Source organism: Natrialbaceae archaeon AArc-T1-2, assembly GCF_030273315.1.
Lineage (GTDB): Archaea > Halobacteriota > Halobacteria > Halobacteriales > Natrialbaceae > Tc-Br11-E2g1.
Genome location: NZ_CP127176.1, coordinates 66,031 through 86,341, shown reverse-complemented (window position 1 = coordinate 86,341; position 20,311 = coordinate 66,031). Strand labels below are relative to the sequence as shown.

At 56.5% G+C, this 20,311-nt stretch carries 18 protein-coding genes; 17 read left to right on the top strand and 1 reads right to left on the bottom strand.

The window, feature by feature from the left end; translation table 11 throughout:
* The first annotated feature begins 263 nt into the window (after nt 1-263).
* From QQ977_RS17245 to QQ977_RS17165, 17 genes are all read left to right on the top strand, one after another.
* Nucleotides 264-614: a hypothetical protein gene (locus QQ977_RS17245; RefSeq protein ID WP_285929037.1), complete on the top strand. Its 351-nt coding sequence runs from the start codon at nt 264-266 to the stop codon at nt 612-614.
* 62 nt (nt 615-676) lie between these two features.
* Nucleotides 677-2,353, top strand: coding sequence for a hypothetical protein (locus QQ977_RS17240; RefSeq protein ID WP_285929002.1), 1,677 nt, complete (start codon nt 677-679; stop codon nt 2,351-2,353).
* Nucleotides 2,350-3,186, top strand: a complete 837-nt coding sequence (locus tag QQ977_RS17235; RefSeq protein WP_285929001.1) for a hypothetical protein — start codon at nt 2,350-2,352, stop codon at nt 3,184-3,186. The genes QQ977_RS17240 and QQ977_RS17235 overlap by 4 nt, the downstream gene beginning before the upstream one ends.
* The gene (locus QQ977_RS17230) at nt 3,186-4,325 is read left to right on the top strand and encodes a hypothetical protein (RefSeq protein ID WP_285929000.1); all 1,140 of its coding nucleotides are present in this window, start codon (nt 3,186-3,188) and stop codon (nt 4,323-4,325) included. Before QQ977_RS17235 ends, QQ977_RS17230 begins: the two co-directional genes overlap by 1 nt.
* Complete coding sequence (locus QQ977_RS17225; RefSeq protein WP_285928999.1) at nt 4,326-5,426, top strand: hypothetical protein; 1,101 nt, start codon at nt 4,326-4,328, stop codon at nt 5,424-5,426.
* Nucleotides 5,423-7,561: a VirB4 family type IV secretion system protein gene (locus tag QQ977_RS17220; RefSeq protein ID WP_285928997.1), complete on the top strand. Its 2,139-nt coding sequence runs from the start codon at nt 5,423-5,425 to the stop codon at nt 7,559-7,561. The genes QQ977_RS17225 and QQ977_RS17220 overlap by 4 nt, the downstream gene beginning before the upstream one ends.
* On the top strand, nt 7,554-11,189 hold the full coding sequence (locus QQ977_RS17215; RefSeq protein ID WP_285928996.1) for an ATP-binding protein: 3,636 nt from the start codon (nt 7,554-7,556) through the stop codon (nt 11,187-11,189). The genes QQ977_RS17220 and QQ977_RS17215 overlap by 8 nt, the downstream gene beginning before the upstream one ends.
* Complete coding sequence (locus QQ977_RS17210) at nt 11,186-12,070, top strand: DNA primase (protein WP_285928995.1); 885 nt, start codon at nt 11,186-11,188, stop codon at nt 12,068-12,070. Before QQ977_RS17215 ends, QQ977_RS17210 begins: the two co-directional genes overlap by 4 nt.
* Nucleotides 12,067-13,578 carry a primase-associated protein gene (locus QQ977_RS17205; protein ID WP_285928994.1) on the top strand — a complete coding sequence of 504 codons (1,512 nt, stop codon included), beginning with the start codon at nt 12,067-12,069 and terminating at the stop codon, nt 13,576-13,578. Before QQ977_RS17210 ends, QQ977_RS17205 begins: the two co-directional genes overlap by 4 nt.
* A gap of 1,261 nt (nt 13,579-14,839) precedes the next feature.
* Complete coding sequence (locus QQ977_RS17200; RefSeq protein ID WP_285929036.1) at nt 14,840-15,283, top strand: hypothetical protein; 444 nt, start codon at nt 14,840-14,842, stop codon at nt 15,281-15,283.
* Nucleotides 15,284-15,421: 138 nt separating this feature from the next.
* On the top strand, nt 15,422-15,631 hold the full coding sequence (locus tag QQ977_RS17380; protein WP_430540859.1) for a hypothetical protein: 210 nt from the start codon (nt 15,422-15,424) through the stop codon (nt 15,629-15,631).
* A gap of 48 nt (nt 15,632-15,679) precedes the next feature.
* On the top strand, nt 15,680-16,078 hold the full coding sequence (locus QQ977_RS17190; RefSeq protein ID WP_255194650.1) for a type II toxin-antitoxin system death-on-curing family toxin: 399 nt from the start codon (nt 15,680-15,682) through the stop codon (nt 16,076-16,078).
* A 33-nt stretch (nt 16,079-16,111) separates the two neighbouring features.
* A complete protein-coding gene (locus QQ977_RS17185) occupies nt 16,112-16,282 on the top strand; it encodes a hypothetical protein (RefSeq protein ID WP_255194649.1) in 171 nt (56 codons plus the stop codon).
* Between the two features lie 659 nt (nt 16,283-16,941).
* A complete protein-coding gene (locus tag QQ977_RS17180) occupies nt 16,942-17,232 on the top strand; it encodes a hypothetical protein (RefSeq protein ID WP_285929035.1) in 291 nt (96 codons plus the stop codon).
* Complete coding sequence (locus tag QQ977_RS17175; RefSeq protein ID WP_285928993.1) at nt 17,233-17,568, top strand: DUF7558 family protein; 336 nt, start codon at nt 17,233-17,235, stop codon at nt 17,566-17,568. It abuts the gene before it with no gap.
* Between the two features lie 240 nt (nt 17,569-17,808).
* Nucleotides 17,809-18,369 (top strand): hypothetical protein, encoded by a 561-nt coding sequence (locus QQ977_RS17170; RefSeq protein ID WP_285928992.1) that lies wholly within the window; start codon nt 17,809-17,811, stop codon nt 18,367-18,369.
* Nucleotides 18,370-18,685: 316 nt separating this feature from the next.
* Entirely contained in the window at nt 18,686-18,883 is a 198-nt protein-coding gene (locus QQ977_RS17165; protein ID WP_285928991.1) for a hypothetical protein, read from the top strand.
* A 265-nt stretch (nt 18,884-19,148) separates the two neighbouring features.
* On the opposite strand, the gene prf1 is transcribed toward QQ977_RS17165, so the two are convergent.
* Nucleotides 19,149-20,225, bottom strand: a complete 1,077-nt coding sequence (gene prf1 / locus QQ977_RS17160) for a peptide chain release factor aRF-1 (RefSeq protein WP_285928990.1) — start codon at nt 20,223-20,225, stop codon at nt 19,149-19,151.
* Nucleotides 20,226-20,311: the final 86 nt, after the last annotated feature.

Below are 20,311 nucleotides of genomic sequence, written 5' to 3'. Positions count from 1 at the left end.
TCTAGAAACATTTAAGAAATACAGAAGATATATGCCTCATCCCGACAGGCTAGCGTTTGGTAATAAATGAGCGACTCGAGGAACCGAAATCGAAAATTCTCACGAACAGGTTGCAGTCGATACAATCCGTTGAACAGTGGCTTCACTGCAAATCCGGACAGCGAGATGGCCCGATACAGATCTAGTAGAGGTCTGCTCTCCCAATGACGACAAGAGATCGTCCTACTGGTGAACAACAGAATTCCATTGCCCTTCGACAGCGAGTGGTACGTAGCGGATTCGCTTCGTTCCTTATCCTTTCACTTGTCGCTGTAGACCCCGTTTTGGCTCAAGACAGCGTCGTGTGTGACGCTGAAGGCTTGCCAGATATGATCTCTGGATTCTTCCAGATTACCACTGCGCTCGGAATTATGGGATTGGTTGTGGTATGGCAGGCTGATTCACTCGTCGAGATGTTCACGATGAACATCGAGCAGAAAAAGAGCCTCAAACAGCACAAGCGGACGGCGATGAAGTCTGCAGTTATCCTCGTGATCCTCGGACCGCTGTATACGGTTGCTGGATCGGCGATGGGGCTTCCACTCGCTGAGTGTGTCGACCTCGTCCCGTGGTAACTCAACGCTACACTCTGGATCGTCTCTGATTCACTCCGCTCGTGCATCACATTCGTCCTCACATGGTTGCGGTGCTCGCTCTCGTTGCCGTCACGCTCGCGTTTGCAGGGGTGACTGCCGTGAGTGCCGACTCTCCACCACGACCGGGAACTGACGACAGTGAGTTAGACGTTAACGAGACGGCGACGCTCTGGTCGAAAGCTCCGAATGAGTGTCTCAGTGATGCCGAGTACGAGGAACGATACGATGAGCAGCGAACGGCCATGCAGGAACTCGGCAACTGCACGGATATCACGTTCAAAGAACCCCCAGATACTGCTGAACGCTGGACGGCATACGATTACGAGTCACTCGAGGGTGGCAGTACAGAAACCTCGATCTATCCCACACATGCAGAACTCTCGGATTCTGTCCTCATCGCCGATGCCCATGCGACGACGTTCTCGATCCAGCCGTCGACGAGAACACACATAGACGAAAATAGGACCGTTCATTACATCGCACCGGAAGGCGAACTCAGTGGATTCGTCGATTATCGCGTTCGCCTCGACAGCAACTCGTCGATCCAGAACCACGAAATCGACGAAGTCCGCCTCTTACACGATGGCGACGTAGTCGAGACCACAGGAGGGACACACACTCCGACATTCGAATATGCGTTCGATCGTGGTGGCCCGGCAACACTCACACTCGAGGCGGATATCAGCGCTCGAGTCGAACGCGATCGTGGCAACGAGACGGAGGTCATCACCGACCAGGTGACCGTCTCTCAGGACCTCGATGTGGAGGTTTACGATCTGCGGGCGTCGATCTACCACGCATCGTATCCAAATGGCGACAGCGGTGTCGCAATCTATCAGACCCAACCGTGGCATGGATACACGCTTTCGGATGATGGTGAGGCGAACGTCCGTGGTGTGTGGCGATACTACACGGCTCGAGATACCAACTGGGACGATCTGATACACTCGAGTCGGGACGGTCAAGAGTCGACACCATCCGACGCCCTCCCCGTATACGTCCACGCGTATCCATCCGAGCTAGGCCCGCGTTCAGAACCCATCCGTGACGGTCCCAACATTCTCGAGGTCTGGGGGACAGAGAGTTCGTCTCCAGAACCCTCGATTCACGAGAACGTCGACATCGACGTCGTCTCCGAGCCCTACACCCGTTCTTCCGGTCTTGCTCTCCGGTATGATGGCATCGATCGAGATGCGATCAGGGTCGACGGGATTGTTCGCGGTGTCTCAGCAGAAATCATTGAACCCGATGGAGGGTCGGAACGGGAGATACGCGAGAGTGACCTCTCTGTCGAAATCATCGAATCGAATGCGACTGCAGTGACGTTGCAGATCGAGCTTCGTGATGCTGAGACGGGGGCGCCGATCATGCTCGAGAGTCCGTTCGACAATCCTCGATTCTCACTGATTGGCGCTGCTTCGCGTGAGGGCTACATCACAATCGGCGATCAGGTGGTGCGGACGAACGCAGCTGGCATCGCAGAGATAACTGTTCACCAGCCGGGCATCTACACCGCAGAGTACCATCCCGGTTCGTGGCGCTCGCACAATCCAGCCTATATCGGTGATACAGTCACAGAAACGTGGCATCCGTTAGCCACCCCAACAGGCTGGTTCACACTGTTAGTCGATCTTATCCGGTATGCGATTCCCTTTGCTGTCGCACTGTACGCAGCGAAGCGGATCGGCTCTTTCTTGAAAATGAGAGATACGTTATGACAATTCAACAGACACCACTCGATAGACGCACCGTTCTCGGAAGCATACTCGTCGGGATCACTACTGGACTTGCTGGTTGTTCTGCGTTGAGTCCTTCTGATGACGACCCATCGACAGACACCGGTGGAGACATTCTCCAGAGCGTCGCGGTCGAAGGGGTCGAGTTAGTGATTGACCTCGAGCGAGACGCGATCGACCAACTCAACGTCGTCGCCCCCTCTGGTGAGCTATTTGCCAAGCGAACGATTGAATCAGGGGTGTCTCACACGACCATCGAGGTTGGAACGGACTATCCACCAGGAGAGTACGAACTCCTCGGTCTCAACGACGACGAGACAGTCGAGACAACGACGGTTACGCTCGAGCCTGATCTCGAGTTAACGGAGCTCCGGTTGGCCAGAGAGTATCCCGAGGAGATGTACGAGGGTGCGAGTGACTCGAGTACGGAAGCAGAGGCGATACTTTCTGTGACGAATCGGGGAACTGGACCAACTGCAGCTACCGCGCTTCGGTTCGAAGGTGATGTCCCGTTCCCGACACACGAGAGCTACGATGAGGCTGGAGAGAGTGGTATCTACGATCCGGAGAGCGACTTTGGAGCGGATGCAGAGTCAATAGCTCTCCCTGCAGGGGAGACAGTCCTGATCTACAGCAACACGCGACCCTTTTCGCCAGCGGGTACACGATCGAAATGCGATTCGGTTGGACAGGACGGTCAGTTCACTGTCCGCCTCTCTACAAGCCATGCCATAGGTCTCACTCTTGACTACGTTATCCACTATCTCGGTTCCTCTCCCGATGATTGTGGGATCAAAATTGAGAGGTCCTCGTAATGTCGTGGTCACTTTCTGATATCGGGATCAAGTGGTTCGAAGACGCGGTTGACAAGCTCATCGAATGGTTTCAGGAGGGATTGACAGATGGCTATGAGGCCGTCACGGCACAGGTTTTCGGCACGCCAACACCGGAGACGGATGGCGCCTTCGTGTTTGGTCAACCGTCGAACACACCGTGGGAAGAGATTCACAGTAATCTCGTTGCTGGGGAAATCATGCTCGTTTCCCTGTTGTTGCTCGTGATGTGTGTCCAGGGCAGGCATACGATCCGGATCTTCAATATCGGCAGTGCGTACGAGACGCGAAAGACGAAGCGCAGTGCCTGGACAGGTGCGTTCCTGATTGTAACGTGGTACTGGGTCGCTGTGTTAGCGCTCTATCTCGTCGACGGCTTCACCATTGCCCTTCTCCCAGACGTCTCGACGGTAACCGATACAATGATCGACTTGCTTTATTTGACCATTTCGAACCCAGCACTAGCTCTCTTCCTCACTGGAGTTGGCGCTGTCGCCATGTGGATCTTACAGGCGCTGTTCTTCCTTCGGGAGATTCTGTTGTACATCTTGATCTATGCGATTCCGATTGGTATCGCACTGGCCTATGGAAACCTTCCTGTCGTCTCTCACATCGCCCGCACGGTCTGTATGAAGTTCGTACCGCTTGCGATTATGCCGATTCCAGTGGCGCTGCTGTTCAAAGGGTATGATCTCCTGTTCAGTGAGGGGACGGACTCGGCGCTTGTTCCGGATAGTTCGTTCCTGAGCTACCTCATCGCGGTTACGCTGCCACTCCTTTCGATTCTCATCGTCTGGAAGCTGTTCAAGTATGCCAGCCCGATGACGACGAAGATCATCGGAGCGACGACCAAGGGCGCAGTAACAGCTGGCGCAGTCGTTGGGGCCGGTGTTGTTGCAGGCCCTGCTGCAGCAGCCACGACTGCGGCGTGGGGACCGAAAGCGGCTGCTGGCTATACGGCTGCGTCGAAGATGCGCCAAGGCGGTGGCTCATCCCAACAGTCTGGAAACTCGAACGGCAGCGGAGGACGAACCGACCACGATAACGTTGCGACAGATGCGTACGGCCAGGAAGGCGTCCCGGCGTACCGTCGCACCGAGAACGATCCGGGGTATTACTGAATGACACGAGATCACGATGCAGCTGGCCGTCGAATCATGGATGAGCTGGGTGAAGAGAGTCGCATACCGATTCTGAACATCGAGGAGGGAGATGTCTATGTGCTCCTTGGCTTCCCGATCGCTGGCCTCCTCTTTGGTGGGCTCACGGGACTCGATGGTGCGATCTTACCGTTCGTCTTACTCGGTGTCGTCCTTGGTGGGTCGATCGTCTACGCGTCACCCAACCACCTCCCGGCGTCGACGTGGCTGGGAGACGTCTACCGCCACTACTGCAAGCGGCCTCGGTTTACGTACAGCACGGAGGCCACAGCAGAGTCCACTGAAGCGAGTACCGAGGGCGGACTCGTGAGCTATACGCCGTTCAAACCGGACGAGCGAACACAGGACCTCACGAACATCAAGCGAGCGTGGCCTGGTGCCGGAGCAATCGAGCGCTCCGATGGTGCGATGGAGGCCTACCTCGAGCTCGATCCCGGGAACATGGACTTCGCGATGTCCGGCGACTGGGCGCAGATCCAGCAGCTTGGCGAGGAGTTCGCGAACAAGGAACTCGAGTTCACGCTCAAATTCCACGCCACGACGCGGTCGTTCCCAGTCGAGAAACTGATCGAGCGAATCGATGGGCGACTCACTGACAGTGACGTCAAGCAGAACCCGATTTTCAAAGAGCTACTCAAGGAGTATCGCGAGCAACGTCCGCGAGACCTTGAGGGGACCCAGCAGGTGCGGTATTTCATCGGCGTCGAAGTCGACCCCTTCGAGGTCTACGACCGGTACCAGGACGAACAGTCCCCTGCAGAGAAGCTCACCGCGTTTCCGGTGGTCGGCTTCCTGTTCAACCCGTTCGTGACCCGTCGCAACGACATGACCGACGCGGAGATCCGGGCGGCCATGTTCGAAAAACTCGAGAACCGCTGTCACGGTCTCCAGACGGAGTTCATTCAGAAGGCAGCAGGCTGGTCGGCTCATCGACTGACGACGGTCGAACTGTTCGTCCTCTCGATGGACTTCTGGAACGGCGAGGAACACGAATACGACGACGGAGCGGATGCGATCCGTGATCGTCCGATCGTCGACCATCAACGGAGGGTCGACCAATGATCGAGGCACTCCCCGATCCAGGGACGCAGGCTGGGCTTGCCCTTTACATCGGTGCAACGGCATTGCTCACGCTTCTCGCGAAGGTGGGGTGGGATCGTTGGCGAGCTGAAGACGTCGAAGAAGTCGAACTCGCGGACCTCCTCGAGGAGACGACCGTCGAAGACGGCCTCGAGGAAGGTGAGATCCTCGACGACATCGCCGAACATCACCAACACGTCGTCGCGCCGGCGGCGATCGAGTGGGATACACGTACTGCTCGAGTCGGTGACCAATGGACGTCCACACTCTACATCGCTGACTACCCGGATTACCCGAAAGACGGCTATCTGACCGAACTCTTCGAGCTCACGGACGTCGAGTTCGATCTGACGGTCCATATCACCCCAAAGAGCCAGCAGCAAGCTCGAGACGAGCTCCAGCGAGTGGCTGACGACCTCCAGGCCGATGCTGACCTCGAGAGTACTGTTCGCGGGAGCTATCTTCAGGAGCGGGCTAATGAGGCGCTCTCGACGTACAAGAGCGTCGAGAACGGGAGTCGGGTGTTCAAGCAAGGCATGTTCATCACGGTTCGAGCGGAGTCACGTGACGAGCTTCGTGATGCCGTCCGGACGGTTCGTAGCCGGCTTCGTGAACAACCCGCTGGACTCTCGCCGAAGACGGCCATCTGCAAGCAAGATCTCGCCATCCAGGCTGCAGCTCCGATCGGTCCCAATCCGTTCGGTCGGGAGGCAACAGCACTCGGTGGTGCGGTCGGTGCACTTCTCGCGTCGCCACATAACGCCACGATCCTCGAGGACGGCGGCGTCGAGTTTGGCGTTCACTGGAAGAACCAGAGCCCGGTCGTGATCGACCCGTTCGCTCGAGAGAACGGCTATGCGATGTTCACGATCGGCGACCCTGGTTCTGGCAAATCGTTCGGCTCGAAACAGAACTTCATCCGCTCGATCGAGCAAAGCGAGGACCGTATTGGGATCATCCTCGAGCCATTGAACAACTGGGCCGGTGTCGCCGAAGCCCTCGGTGGTGAGCGAATCACGATCGGCGGGGAGATGGGTCTGAACCCACTTGAAATCAAGCCGACTCCCGAGCGTGTGCAGCGGGCGATGGGCAAGGACGCCAGTCCGTATCGTGAAAAGCTCGATAGCGTGATGAGCTTCCTCTCGAACTATTTCGCGCTCCGAGGAATCACACTTGGTGACCGCCGGACAACGTTGGAGACCGCGATCGAGCGTGCCTATTCACGCAACGGGATCACCGACGATATCGCGACTCATCACAACGAGAGCCCGACGATGCGGGATGTCCTCGATATCCTCGAGGAGATGGTCGAGACACCGACGGAGTACGTCGTACGGACGGACGAGGAAGCGACGAAGATTGGCGAAGACGCGACGTGGCTTATCGATCAGCTGCGACCGTTCGCAGAAGACGGCCGGTACGAGAATCTAGGCCGAGAGACCGAATTCGATATCCGCGACGAGAAGGTGATCTATCTCGACCTCGCCCAGCAGGAGGGCAGTCTCGGTGGGAGCACGAGTCTCATCATGCAGTTGCTGATCTCGTTAGTCTACGAGCGCGCAAAGGAGACGGACAAAGAGGTCGTCTTCGTCATCGACGAGGCACGCTACATCATGCAGGATGCGGCGAGTCTCGAGTACCTCGAGATTGTCTTCCGACATCATCGTCACCACAACCTCTCGATCCGACTCGTTACCCAGACTGTCGACGAGTTCTTCCAGCATCCAGAGTCCGAGGCGATCATCGACCAATGTGCGATCAAGCAGTTCCACCATCTCGATGGAATGGACCGCGAATGGGCCAACGAGTTTGGCCTCAATTCGGCACAGATGCGCTTCGTCCAGGAGGCTGTTCCCGGCAATGACCGGACGGGCTATTCGGAGGCGCTCGTCGGCGTCGACGGTGAGTGGCGGGGAATCGAAGTTCGAGCGATGGAAGACGAGACGGCAGTGATCGACTTCGATCCAAAATCCCAGTCACAGGCTGAGTTGCCAGGCCGTTCAGCAGACACACCTACAGGGCGATCTATGAATACTGATCCAGCAACCTCACACCAAATATCAACTCCACCACAGACTGATGGCGGTGAGCACGGAGGTGAGTCGGATTATGAGTAACGACGAGTATCTAAAAGTAACGCCAACGTCGGGATCACTCCGCCGGTCGGATATTCCAGCCACCCTTGAGAGCCTTCATAAGCTGTCGAACCCAGCGGCAGAGAGTTTCTGGAGCCGGCTGAGTCCCAGAGTGGACACAGCTCCACCGACGTTCGAATTCCTCGCTGCCTCTGCAGGTCCTGATGAACCAGTAGAGTTCTACTATGGGGTCAACCAGGAAGAACACCTCAACACACTTGAAAAGCGCCTCCAATCGATTTACCCGACCACGTTCACCGTGGCGCGAACAGAACTCGATCTTGAGCCGATGCTCGGATTGCAGACGGAAGTCTCGAACGAAGATACCTCCGAACAAGCGGAGCAGGAGATTTCGGACGGCGAACGTTCGGCTGATCTGGCCGAGTCCAACTTGGAAGAGATCGATGAGAATGATGGAGGCGATGAACGGATAGAGTACACACCGTTTGGTGTCGAATGGCTCGGTAAAGCCGGACGCAAAACTGACTGGATGACGACGATCACGCCGTTTGTGATCGACGAGCCCGATGAAGAGTACGAGTCAGAGTGCCCACCACTGTCTGCCGTTGTCGAAGTACTCCATGAGATGACGGTGCCGACCGTCTATCAAATTCTCTGGCAACGCAAACCCGACTGGCGAGACGACGCTGAAATCCGCCAGTCGAATCTCAAAGAGGGGCGCGATACGTGGTCAGAAGAGTTCATTGGCTCATGGTTTGAGCCTGTAGACGCTGATCCTGCCGATCGGGAACTGTCTCGGGAGACAGAAGACCGGATTCAGCGGATCGACAGCAAACACCCGCGGCGAACGTTTACGGTCAATGCACGGGCGGTTGCGATGGCCCGACCAGATGAGACCGATATTCGGGCGGAACTCGACCAGTTGAAGGCTTCGTTGGATCCGCTTGATGGCCCGTTCTACGAACTCTCCGGTCGGCGCGTTCGAGAGAAAGGATTCCTCGATCGGCAGAAAGCCAAACGAGCGCAGCGCCATCTCAAACGAGTTCTCACTGCCGAAATCGTCACTGGGGGCCGGAAAAAGCGGTTAGATCTTGTGTTCAATGCAGATGAACTCGCGAATTTGGTCGTTGTTCCAAGCGGTGACGATTTGACGGTCGAGGGCTCTCGTGGAGCGCGTTCAGAACAGCGCAGTCGCAATCCACTGCCACGACCGAATCCCGATTTGATGGCACAGTTCCGTGAGGGGATGGCGATCGGGTATGCACTTGATGAAAATAGTACCATCCAACCAGACCCGATACGGATTCCGCCAAATCTCTTAACCAGACACTACGGCAGGTTTGCATCAACTGGGGCCGGAAAGTCGAAAGCCATCATCAATGATGCGCTGTCTCTCAGGGAGACGACAGGTGGGCCAGTTATTATCGTCGATCCGAAAGGCGATGGGATGTGTGCGAACTATCTTCGCTGTCACTACGAACGGTTCAGCGGATTGGACAACACCTATCAGTTCTGCGTTCCCGAAACCCTCCCTGCTTTCTCTTTCTTCGATATCCGTTCGACACTTGAAGCGGGGTGGAGGCGCGAGGATGCGATCCAAGACAAGGTCGATCACTTCCACGACATCATGCGGATGGTCATGGGTCGTAAACAGTACGAACAGGCATTCGTCGCCAACGAAATCCTCAGCTACCTCATCAAGGCGCTCTTCGACGAGGAATACGGTAGTGACGCTTTCGGCCTCGATGATCTCTTTGCGGCTGCACTCCAGATGCAACGCGAGCGGACAGTCCCTCCTGTCGCTGCGGAGAACCAAAATGTCGAGGAGTCGCTTACGCGCCACTTCGAGAAAGATGACCGTCAATTCCAAGTGTCGATGGATGCCGTCGGGAACCGCCTCGATAAACTCAGAGAAGACGCGCACCTACGACGTATCTTCAGTCACGTTCCGGAACAGGGCGATGACGATGAATACGTCGACAACCGATTCGACTTCCGCGAGTTCCTCGAGGAAAATGCCACGATCTTGTTCGACTTGGGTGATCTCCGGCCGGAGGCTCAGCGAGCAATTACCCTCCTCCTGTTGAGTAACCTCTGGGACGCGGTGCGGGTGCGCCGACGTGATGGGGAGACAGACTACGAAAATCTCACCAACCTCATCATCGAGGAGGCAGCTCCCGTCGCCTCAACGAAACTCGTTTCCGAGCAACTGCTTCCCCAGGGTCGGTCGTTTGGCCTGAGCATGGGACTGGTGATGCAGTTCCCCGGACAGGTCAGGAATCGAAGCGAGCGTGCCTACGACGAGGTCCTCAACAACATCAAAACGAAGCTCATCGGGAACATCTCCATCGAGCGCGACCTCGCCGAGTCGTTGGCCCACGAAGACCTGAGCCCGACTGACCTTCGAAATCGGATCAACACGCTCCCCAGCGGAGAGTGGATTGCCCAACTCCCAAGCCCGTCATTCGGGGAGACAGGTCCAGCCCCGTTCTCGGTGAAGCCGCTCCCGATAGCAGCCGGCCATCCAGAGAGCGACGAACCGCTCTCTGTCGAACAGGAGGACCACTTCGAGACCGTGGCCATCCCTCGGCTGTCGGAGCGAACACAGAGCCAGTACGGACTTGCTGAGGCCTCAGGCGAATCGGAGGCAGCCGACAATGAAGGATGGGGAAGTAGATCAAACGATGCACGGTCGACATCCGCAGAATCGGCTAGCTCTGTGGACTCGACGCAGTCGTCGTTCATCGGACAGGCAACCAGTGGTTCAGCAGCCAGCGAAGAGGGAGAGAAAGAAGCGGACACCACCAACTCACTGTTTGGAGATCCTGAGCCAACTGAGTCTGAAGAGCCAGCCGCTGAAGCGGAGGAGACAACTATCGATGAGAACGGATCGTCGCCATTACAGTCGCCAGTACAGGCTGGTGGTGTAACCGTCCCAGATGACGAGCTTCGACGGCGCAGGCTTACTCACGACGACGTCCGATTCCTGACTCGCATCCTCGACGTGATGAATGGTGACTCCACGGACCACACGCTCTTGGGTTCGATGAGTGCGTTCAAGAACGACTTTGACGACTTGGACGTGCAACGGCTCGTCGATCAAGACCTGCTGGAGGAAGGACGAGCGTGCGGTCGGAAGTATTACACCGTCCTTCCGGCAGGGCGTGAACTGCTCGGCCAGAAGCTCAAGGTCGGCCCTGGTCAGGGGGATATCGGTGAGAAGACGCCGCACAAGGTTGGTGTGAAACTGCTCGAACTGTGGTTAGAAGCCCGCGACGATGTCGAGAAGGTCGAACCATACTACGAGTACGATGAGGAGACGGTGTTCGACGTTGCCGGTCTCGATGCTGACGGAGAACTCGTGTGGGTCGGTGAAGCCGAACTCGCGAGTAACAACAAACACGCGCCAGTCGACGACTACGACAAGCAGAGTCGGGTTGACGCAAACGTTGTTTGGGCGTTCAACAGACGCGAGACCGCCGTCGAGGTATTAGACCATCTCGCAGAGGCCGATCGAATAGAAAGCAGTGTGAGCGGGCGTGCAGCCCGATCGTTCTCCGACATTCGGGAGGCCGTCGAATCGTTCGACGCAGCCGGTCTGACGACGATTCGGAGCTTCAACAAACTCGATCAGGAGTTCAATTCATGACGTGGCGCCGAGCAACCCGCGAAGAGATCTACAGGTACTACGCCGAGGAGTTCCCCTCGTACCGTGACGAACTCCCGTCGTTCATCACATCGAAGGGGCCGAAACAGTACGCACTCGCGTTTCGAGACCCTCACCCGGTCCGGAAAGATGGAGTCCCAGACAAGGACTTCATCCGACGAGACACGTGGCAGACGAACGTCTCAGGTGAGCGGACCACGGCGGCGTTCCACGACTTCGACGACGTCCTCGAGTTCATCCGCCATCCTGCACGGAACGATCCACTCGGCCGGAGTGACTTCGCACTCGCGGATCCCGACTTACTCGACAAACCAAACCCGTGTCCTGATGCGGTCTACTACGCCCTCGATCACTGGGAACAGCCGTGGGTGCTTCTCGTCGATATCGACGCAAAAACGATAGCACGAGAGCGAGCAACGCAAGCAGCATCAGACGAGGATGTTTCGAGGGATAGCGAGAAACTGCTCGAGGCCGCGGGGATTCTCGAAGCAGACCCAGCAGGCTACTCGTATTCCTTCGAGGATATCGAACGGGCCATCGAGTACGGCTTCGAGGTGCGAGAGATCTTCGAGGACGACTTCAACGCCGAGGAGACAATGGTGGTGTACAGCGGTCAGGGCGTTCACGTCTATCTCCTCGATACTGATCCCGCTCATCGGTACGATGCCAAGAGTCGAGAAGTGCTGAACGACCTTCTGCAAGACGCTTACGAGATACCCATCGATCCCGTGGTTACCGCCGACCGTCGGAGGGTCGCCCGACTCCCCTACTCGTTGCACGCTGATGTCTGTAGTATCGTCACGCCGATCGAGAGCCCGAACTTCGACGTTCGGTCTGCGACACCGGAGGTGCTCCAGTCATGAGTCAGTCAACGCCTGTCGAGGACGAGCGTACCGCCTATCGCGTTGCGACGCTCCCGCTCGAATACGGCACGACACGCATCAACCAGCTGTTCACGCGGGGCTACAATCGGTACATCGTCGACGGCGAAGACCAACCAGAAGATCTGCTGAACGACCTCGAGCGATTCGGGACGGCCGCGTTCAAAGAAGATATTAGGGCCAATGCCACAGCGGAGCCCTTCGTCGACGAACCGGGAACACTCGCCGTGCTCGCGACGTTGAGTGCGATCTGCATCAAGGCACACCCGAAGTTCGAGCACGCGCCACCGCGAAAGGTGCAGGTTCTCTACGATATTCGCGAACTGTACGTCAACAATCTCGCTTCCCTCCTTCGAGAATTCGGCGATGGAAGTCTCCAACAGGATATCGCAGAGGTGCTGTACGCGAAAGGCCCCGGAGAGGATGGTCCTCACCCCGGTCGTGTTTGTACAGGAATCAAAGAAATGTCCGAGTTCGGTGAGGGGTTGTACCTCGAAATCCCGATGGCTGCGGCGTCGAGGGACTGCCTCGTTCACGCCGACACTGAGACAGGAGAGGCCAGAGAACTGCTCACTCGCGTCAAGAACAATCGGCTCTACGTGCCGGTCGGTGATTTCGATACGAAGTATCGCGAGTACGCCAGACGTGCGTTCAAGAAGCTCCTGTGGGTCCAAGAGGAGAACCTCTCCGGAGACCAGCTCACGTGGCTAACAACGAATGAATCGGCCATCACAGAGCGCATCGACCGCTTCATCGAGACAGGACACCACGAACGAATCTGGCGAGACTGGAACCCCGGTGAGCGAACCATCCGTGTGCTACGGGACGCAATTCGAGACGCACCAGACGAAGTCACCACACTGGGGAAGTTCCACTCGGGGAAGGAGCTGTTTGAAGCAGTGGAGGCGTACGATCCGGAAGCGGACTGGAAGCGTGACGTGTGTAATCGTATCTCGAGTCCCCGGAGTCTTGGGAATCTCCTTGCATCTCAACGCGACCACCGGAGCCTCACTATCCGACAGCACGGAAATACGAACCACTATCGGATTCAGGAGTCTTCGCGGGGCGTCCAGCCACTCACCGTCGAGTCAATCGAAGACCTGTTTGAACTCCCCTGTATGGCGAACATGGCCGAACGCCTCCACGAGAAGAAACCAGTCCGAAAAGACCTGTACAACTTCGCCCGGATGGTGATGTGGCTGCCACAGTACCTGGATAGTGACCTCGAGGCGATTGTCACAGACCTCAAGGGCGTCTTCTCGCGGTGGCCGTGGTACGATGAACAGATTACCGACTACCAGATTCGCTACGAATTCTTGAATACGATCGATGGCGACACCCCGCTTCCGATGAACTGCGACAACGACGATATACAGCGCTACTGCATCGGACAGGAGCAGTGTCCATACTCTATCTGGGGAAGTCTTCCCTTCCCAGATGAGATGTACGACCAACTGGATGAGGTTGAATCTACGGGAGAGGAGTTCTAGCGCGCTGGGACCCCATTGGATGTGACCAAAGCGGTTCTATTGAAAGTGACAATATATGATACATCTTTGTGGCCATGCTGGATAGAGTGCGCATATCGGTCAGTACGAAAAGCAGGGGATAGACCTATGACAACAATCCACCGATATATCATGGATCATGTCAAACCTATATTCCGTCATAGAACGCCTTTCAGTTGGAGACCATGTCTACTGGGAATCAACAGCCGAACCACGGGCAGCCAACCCATCAACTGTTGATGCAATTATAAAAACTACCGACGGAATCGAAATCCGGGTAGTTGGGCCAGGTGGCGGTGAGTATACACTTGATTTTCCTCAAAACAACCACCCGAAAGTTCACTGGCATCCATCGGACGAAAGTCAAGAAGCTCACCGCGAAGCTAACCATCAACAACGTCGGGGGGATATCTATGTTGGACGAGGTCCCCTGATGACACTGTCATTGATTGGGCGTGCAGAAGATACCCCGGAAAGTATGGAGCATGAACGAGTCAGGGAAGTACTAGATTAGGTTAAGAATTTCGAATCCCGAGGTATACTGAAGACTGTTCAGAGCCAATGCCCGAAAGAGACGCCGATGACGTGCTGAATACGCTCTGAATCGATTATGCCACTCCTGACAGAAGCCGAGCAGTTCGAACAATCCGTGGTGAACTCACAGTATCGTTTTAGACTGGTCAATTAATCGTCACTCTTTGCCATCCATGGAAGATATATCACAATTATTATATTCCCATGAGAGGTGCGGCTCGAAGAAGTCAGAATCCTCGTCATGCAGTTTTCAGACCTTGTACTGTCTGTTTTCGACCGAATAGGGTAAATCAGCCATGAGTCGCAACGAACCACCGTCAACTGCTGTAATTCGCGGTTGTCGAGTTTCGCCAGCATATGATACCGATTCTCTCGAATTAGAGGCTCTTACCCCCTCGTCAAGCATAATTAACCCAGACAACCGTGTCTTGAAGTTCGTCGAGACCTTCATTACCGCCTGAGAACTGCCCGACGGCACTCTCGTCTAATCTGCGCCTGTATTGGAACCCTCTGCACCTCCAGAATCATCCAAAGGAAGGCTAGGGTACACCGGTACAAACGCCGCTGGCTCTCTCTGGCCGAGGGGCCGTCAGACGATAAGAGTCCATGGCAAATACATCAGATATCATTCATTGGATAATGATGCGATTCGCGGTGGAGTTTGTCGCCCCCGAGAGGGGTGAGGGGCTATCACGCCTACTCAACAACCATGTCTTCAGGACACGAACAACAGCGATCACGACCACCTGGTGAGCAAACTAAACAACCGAGCGAAGAACCGTGGGCAGATCTCGAGCTGACGCTCCCACATACCAGAAGTCCGACTGCCATCGTCTCACTCGTCGAGTGTGCACTCGTCGAACTCACCCACGAAGAAGTTGGTGCGGAGTTCGTCTCGACTAGTGTTGCAGGAGTGAAGCGAACACAGTTCATCGCCGTCGACGACGTCGGTGAGGAGTTCAAGAAGCGGTATTTCGATGCGCGTCTCGGCTGGCACGAAACAACAGTCAGCCGCAAAGCAGTTCGCGACGAGCTGGTCAATCGCCTCTCACAGCGGTCGTCACAGGGCGGTGAGGTAGGTCAGAATGACGTCGTGGCCGCTCAAGACAGGTTCCAAGTAAAACCAGTTCGGGAACTTCGAGTTCAAAAGTAGATCCTTAACCAACACGAACCCAATTACCACGCCTGTTGTTGGTTAAGTCTAGTTGATGATGGAGGCATTCCAGTCTGCACTACGGTGGGAACGATTCCTCGAAGCAAGGCCTACATCAACAGCCACGCAAGAACGAGTATGTCCAACAGCGAGTCCCCAGATGATGTTTCCTCGTTCGAGGACGCGTTTCGCGGTGACGATGGCGAAACAAGCGACGGCTGGACACTCGACGACGTCTATAGTGATCTTTCCGATTGGGCGACTACCCGCGAGGAAGAGCACGCTACGAACGTGCCCGCCAACAACACGCCAGTACCGACCGCCAAGAAAGATACGTACGGCGAGTGACGCTGCAAGGAAGAAACGACTATTGGCTAGCGCGCGAGAGTCTCGAATGTGACTGACGACGTCGCGTATCCTTCGGTCGAGCTCGTTCTCGATCTCCACGAGCAGATCGTTGAAGAAGGTGACGCCACAGAACCCGGAATTCGATCGGAGGACGCAATCGAATCTGCAGTGCAGTACGTCTCTGAAGGATACTTTGGGGAGGTTCCACAGACACTGCATGAAAAAGCAGTGCATCTGATGCGTCTTCTCGTTGCAGATCATCCCTTCGTCGACGGGAACAAACGGACTGCACTCCGAACGGTGGTTGTCTTCTACATGTTGAACGGACACACGTTCGACTACGGCGACGAAATTCGGGCCTTACTGCATCGCTTTGCGACCGATGAAGCCGCCGTCGACACTGAAACCGCAGTGATCTACTTCCGAGCGTGTGCTCGTCGCAACTGATAAAGGGACACAATGAGTACGTTCAATACAGAGATGGCGTCCAGCACCGATTCCTCGGCGACAGTCGACGAAGAAGTCCGCCGACTGTACGAGCGGTATCAGGCGGCCGAGAGCGACGCCGAACGTCACGAGATCGCCCTCGAGATGGGGAAGCTTGACGGACGCCGCCACGCAGAGATCTACGCAGCGCTCGAAGACGAGTGACTCAACAGGATTCTTAGCGCCTCCTTAGCTATCGACTAGCGTGTCATAGAATCGTTCACAGCGGCCAGGAAGGATGCGAACGTAGCGATGGACTGATAGAGCTTGTCGACTCATCACGTATAAATGGAAGACATCCCACAACCAGCAAGCGAGCCGTACTCTGTCGGCGAACGGGTGCAGATCTACATCGGAGCTGACGATCCTGATTCCCGGTATCACGGTGTGGTTTGTGAAGTTGTTGAAATTCTCACAGATGACCTCGGTAAAGAAACTGGACGGGGCATAGATACCTATTCGTACACTCTTCGAGACGTAGAGACGGATGAACAGATACCCGTTTCATTCCGGCAGCGGGATTTAGTGCCGGCTAAGTGTACTCAATAGAGGCCCTGTACTGTTCGTTTTCGAATCCCGTGAGAAGCACTCTATGACACTCTGGAAATATGAATTGATTCTATGACATGCTCATCGACGGCTGTTTTACTATCCAGTGACGACGCCCTATGACCAAACAACCATCACGACGTGTTCTGGCTTGGTTTGTGACGTCATCGACGGTCAGGCCATGAATCGTGTAGGACGAACAGGACACTCGCGATAGCCTGTTTTTCTGCGGCAGAAGGCGTGGAGCGCGCGTTAGCGTGCTCGATGGAATTCTCATGTCTAAACCCGAACTCAACGACGACACGAGTGCCGACTACGAACAGTTCGAGGCCGAACTCCTCGCCCAAGATCAAGACGCCGCCCGCGTTGGGACGGCGGACATGGACGATTCGGAGGCCCGTAACTTGGTCAATGAGCTCCTCGACGCGGGCATCGTCATCCCAATCGCTGAAAAGCGCGTGCTCGTCCACAAACCCAGTAGTGAAGCGTTCGAATCGATTACCCAGCTTGCTGTCTTCCACAAAGGCTGGACGACCGCTTGCGACGCCAGCGAGGGGACGGCCTGAATGCAGCAGACACTCTCCGGGTGTGCCTTCTGCGAGGCGCTGCCCGGTGCTGACGCTGGTGAGGCACACACGTGGGGGAAAGAAGAGCGGGTCACCCATCAGATCTGTGTCGACTGTGCAATTCAGGCGCGACCCGATCCCGATGAGCGTGATTACCACGCCTGCGACGGGTGTGGACTCGTCGTTGACACGCTCGCAGCACTCACCCGGTTCCGCGTAGAACTCGGACATCTCGAGGGGGCACTACTGCTTTGTGCTCGTTGTAGCCCCGGTGGCCCCGCCACATACTGGACGCACGACCTCAAGGAGCACCTCGTCGCGGCGCCAGTGGAGTAGCCCCTGATCGCAGGGTTTCAGTGATAACGTAGTCAAGAAGCGCTATGCCACACGCATCAAGCTGAGCTACCGGTGACGTCATCCGCGAGTTCCTCTCGGCCACATTTCTCCTCGAAGAGTACTTTCGAATGAAGGCCCTCCTTTCCAGTCAACCCTTGTTTTCCCTCTCGCTCACCCACCTGGAACTCGTTTTTCGCGCCTGAAGGGTGAGGCGCGACCATGTGTGCCTCGAGATCACTAATGAGTACAGATCAGTCACTCCAGAGCGGATCGTATCGAGACGACCAATCCCAGACGGACACGAGCGACCGGGATCGCAGTTATCCAGGTGACGTTGCCCGCCTCAACGGACATGAACTCATAGCTATTGACGAGTGGCTTCCCGGAACTGAGCCATCACCGTATGAGATCGACCTTACAGGAGGCTATGAATACCGCACACGCTACTGGCGCTGCAGAAAATGTGGGCAAGAACGCAATCGTCGAGACGAATTCACCAACCCTTGTGAGAACACCCAGCCACCGACTGCACTCGAGGCAGGCGGCTACTCTGTCGATGAGCCACGAACCCGTCGCGCGCTGAGCGAGGATATGGACGTTCGTTTCGCCAGCGTGGGGCCAACCTACGAGGTCGTCAGCGGGAGTGGGAACACTTACATGGTTGACGTCAAGGCGGAGACGTGTACTTGTCCGGATTGTGAACAACGCCAGCCCTCCGGTGGTTGCAAGCATCTCAGACGCGTCGATCTCGAGATTCGAACTGGGATCACTCCCGCCCCGGATGGGACATTCAACCGGTGACTGTGGGTTGAGCCGGTCGTCCGCTCGAGATAGTTTGTCGCCCCCGAGAGGGGAGCGGGGGTTCGACTGAAGCCACCGCAGAAATCCATGCGAACAAACAACGTAGCACCAGCGTCGCCAGACGCTGAGACGACATGGCCCCTGAAGCGAGGTGTTGCCAGATGACCAGGTATAACGAGTGTTGGTTACCGACCTGTACGAGACTCACCCGCGATCGGGCAGGGTACGCTGTCCGGTTCTGTTCGGACAGCTGTGAAGTCCGCTATGAGCATCTGCAGGCAGACGCTCGAGACGCAACTAAGGAGGATGCGTACTGATGCTCGAGCAGATTGATCATCGAGGCAAGCGCTTCACGATCGAGGACGTTATCGACGACGAACGGAGAATCGAACGCCGACGGCGGGCAGTTGCCCTCGAACGACAGGCCCAGCGAGAACTCCGCGAACTCGAGCGGGCGAAAGCAGTCGCTGGTCCAGCCGGGATGAATCCCGACGTCGAGGTGCTCGACCGATGACCACAGAGGTGCTCTGAAACCTGCACTGTCGCCTCCCGCTCTCTGGATCCCCGTCCGTCCTCGTCCTCTAACCGAGGTGGACTCAGGTGTGAGACTGTCCCGTTGCTCCCTCATCCTTACACCAGCACGACGTGTACGCCGACTATGGACTGCCCCGCCTACGGCTCTTCCCTCACGCTTGAGAGTGCGTCTGCGCGATCGATGACTGCCTCCAGACCCGTAGACTGGGCCGCTACGACAGCTATGGAATCCAATGCTAATCGGCTTAGTTGATCGGAAACCGGAGGAGCGCTCCAAGACCCCCGAATGCAGTATCGAACTGGGCACCTCGGTCTGTGTCAGTCGACACAACGAGACACTCACCGCCTTGGTCGGTCGTCGCTGCCTCCAATTCACGAATCTCTGCTGATGGTTGTGCGTCAGAAACCATGAGGACGTCGACCGCTCCGTAGTCGAGGGCGGTTCGCGTTTCCTCAGCACCGTAGGCGACATCTTCACCCTGCCCCAGCGCCGTAAAGAACCGATCGAGAGCCTCCCGTTCCCGTCGGCGCTCAGCATCAGACAGCACGTCCTCGGCACGCTCAACGAGCTGTGAGAGCGCCTGCTTGGTCGCGTACTCAATCGGATAAACGCCCAGTATGTGGTTCCGCAACTCGTGGTGGAGATAATCGCCCTGCTGAAACTCGTCGACGGTAATCGTCGTGCCGCCGAGGAGGATGCCATCGACAGTAGGCTCGTCGAGGAATGTCTGTTCGGCAGCGTCAGCAACCTTCTCAAAGAACTCGTGCTTCTGGCGATCCCGCTCGCGTTCGAAACGCTGTGCGCTCTGACCGCCCGCCCGGGATTTTCCCATCACCTGACTCTCGAACGTCCGGATGGAAACGATGTGGTCGCCGGCGAGGCGGCCGAGAGCGGCACGGCCCCGTTCGAGGACGACCAGGCCGTACACCTCTGACGGGGAGAGCGCCTGCTCGACGGGGGTTGTCTCGAATTCAGCCGCACAGCGGTACAACGAGGCGTCGACGGGAACGTCGAGATCGTCGAAGACGGCGTCGTGCAGCTCACCGTCAACGACACCAGCGTAGATGACGAGGCCGCTTGGTGGCGTCTCTTCGTACGCTTGCAGGAGGCGTCGGATGCGTCCAAGAGCATCCTGGACGTGGGTTCGTGTCTTATCGGATTTGATGTTCGCAGCCTGTGCATATTCGCGGTCGATGCGCTCACGGACCGCATGGAGTGATTTGTCTGGCGGGACGGCCACGGTGATGAGTTCGGTTCCCTCACCGCAGTAGTTTGTGAGCTGGTCGATTCGATCGCGAAGTTCGTACTCGGTGGTTTGCATTTGTATCGGTGAAAGCGGCGTCGCTGCTCGATGAGAAGGCGATACACCCGCCGGCGCCGCTACCAACTACGAAAGAACAGAGCAAG